Origin of the sequence: Micromonospora sp. NPDC005298 (genome assembly GCF_040607375.1) — a bacterium.
Taxonomy (GTDB): Bacteria; Actinomycetota; Actinomycetes; order Mycobacteriales; family Micromonosporaceae; genus Micromonospora.
In genome coordinates, this window is sequence record NZ_JBEXGP010000048.1 from 1 (window position 1) to 2,049 (window position 2,049).

General features: G+C 71.2%; 1 protein-coding gene. It reads right to left on the reverse strand.

Translation table 11 applies throughout. The features are described from left to right. On the reverse strand, positions 1–2,049 hold a 2,049-nt coding region (locus ABZS77_RS29990), incomplete at both ends, for a condensation domain-containing protein (RefSeq protein WP_354829689.1).

The window sequence follows — 2,049 nt, forward strand, 5'->3', positions numbered from 1 at the left end:
GGGTCCAGCGGCACGAACGCCGCCCCCGCCTTCCACACCCCCAGCAGCGCCGCCACCAGATCGACACTCCGATCCAGCAGCACCCCCACCACCGATCCCCGGCGGACACCCCGCGAGACCAGCCACGACCCCAACGCCACAGCCCGCGCGTCCACCTCGGCGAACGACACACCGTTCACCGCAGTAGCCGACGGCACGGCCGCCACCTGGTGTTCGACGGCCGTCAGCACCGACTCCGACACCGGCTCCACCGCGCCGTCGCCGTCGGCCAACAGCACCGACACCTCACCCGCGGGCAGGCACACCACCCGCGCGTCCCCGCCCGGATCCGCCACCATCGCCTCCAGCACCACCCGGTACATCGCGCCCAGGCGCAGGACGTTGGGGTAGCTCACGACGTGGGGATCGCTGAGGATGCTCAGCGTGCCGTCCAGGGTGGAGACGTGCAGGTCGAACTCGCTGGACGCCTCGTAGACGGCGTCGTCGAAGCCGACCCGGTCGGTGTCGACCTGGGCGAAGTCGAGGTAGTTGAAGAGGATCTCGATGGGCCGGGCACCGTCGGTGAACCGCTGCACCGACGGCAGCGGGTAGTGCCGGTGCGGCCACAGCTCCACCTCGGCGTCGAAGGTCTGCCGGATCAGCTCCGCCCAGGTGGCCGCCGGGCCCCGGTGCACGATCGGCAACGTGTTCAGGTGCATGCCGTACACCTGGTCCGCGCCGGTCACCTCGGGCCGCCCGTGGCAGACCAGGCCACTCGTGAAGACGGGCTCGACGGTGATCTGGCTCATCACCTTCAGGTGCGCGGCCAGCAGCACGCTCTTCAGTGCGGTGCCGGTGCTGCTTGCCAGGTCCCTGAGCCCGTCGAGCAGGTCGTGCAGCGGCACCCGGGTGCCGCACTGGAACTGGGGGTCGGAGTCGGGGGTGCCCCAGCCGGCGGGCAGGGCGAAACGCGGGTACTCGACGACGCCCCGCCAGTACGCCTCGTCCTCGGCGGACGTCAGCGCGGCCATTTCCGCGGCGACGAAGTCGGCATAGCGCACGGGCAGCGCGTCGACGGGCACCGGAGCGCCCGTGTCCCGCAGTCGTCGGTAGTTGTCCAGGATCTCCATCAGCAGGGAGTGGTGGCTCCAGCCCTCGAGGATGCCGTGCGACATGGTGAGCACGAACCACCAGGCGTTGCCCTCGCCGACCGCACCGGCGACGCGCATCTGCGGGACCTCGTCCGGGGCGAACGGGTTGGCCCGCTCGGCGGCCATGAAGGCGCTCATCCGCGCCTCGGTGTCCGGGCCACGCAGGTCGAGCTCGGTCACCTCGATCGGCACGTCGGCGTGCACGAGTTGCAGTGGCACCGAGTAGGCGTTCAGGTCGAACGACGTCCGCAGGATCTCGTGCCGGTCGACGACGGTCTGTACGGCGCGGCGCAGCGCGTCGGTGACCAGGGGCTGCTCGTCGTGGATCGGGAAGGCCGAGACGTTGTGGTAGGTGTGCCGCTCGGTGTCGGTCATCGTCTTGACGAGCATGCCGAGTTGCACCTGGGCGATGGGGTACGCGTCGGCGAGGCCGGCCGGCAGGGCGGCCCGGGCGGCGTCGTCGAGCAGCGCAAACGGGGCCACCGGCTGGAACAGCGGCTCGGCGGGGGTCTGCTCCGCTTCGAGGTTCGCGGCGAGCGCGGCGACGGTGCGGTGCAGGAAGACGTCGCGCACGGACGCGGGGATCCCGGCCGTACGCAGGGCGCCGACGAGAGCGATGGCGCTGATCGAGTGCCCGCCGAGGTCGAAGAAGCTGTCCATGACGCTGACGGTGTCGAGGTTCAACACGCGTGCCCAGATCTCCGCGAGCTGCCGCTCCAGGTCGGTACGGGGAGCCACGTGCACCCGCCCGCCACCGGTCACCGACGCCGCGAGAGCAGCCCTGTCGACCTTGCCGTTGGCGTTGAGCGGAATGGACTCCACCACCACCAGGTCCGCCGGGATCATGTACTCCGGCAGCCGGCTCGCGCATTCCCGCCGTACCCGGGCAGCCAGCTCGACGTCCGGGCCGTCCGGCACG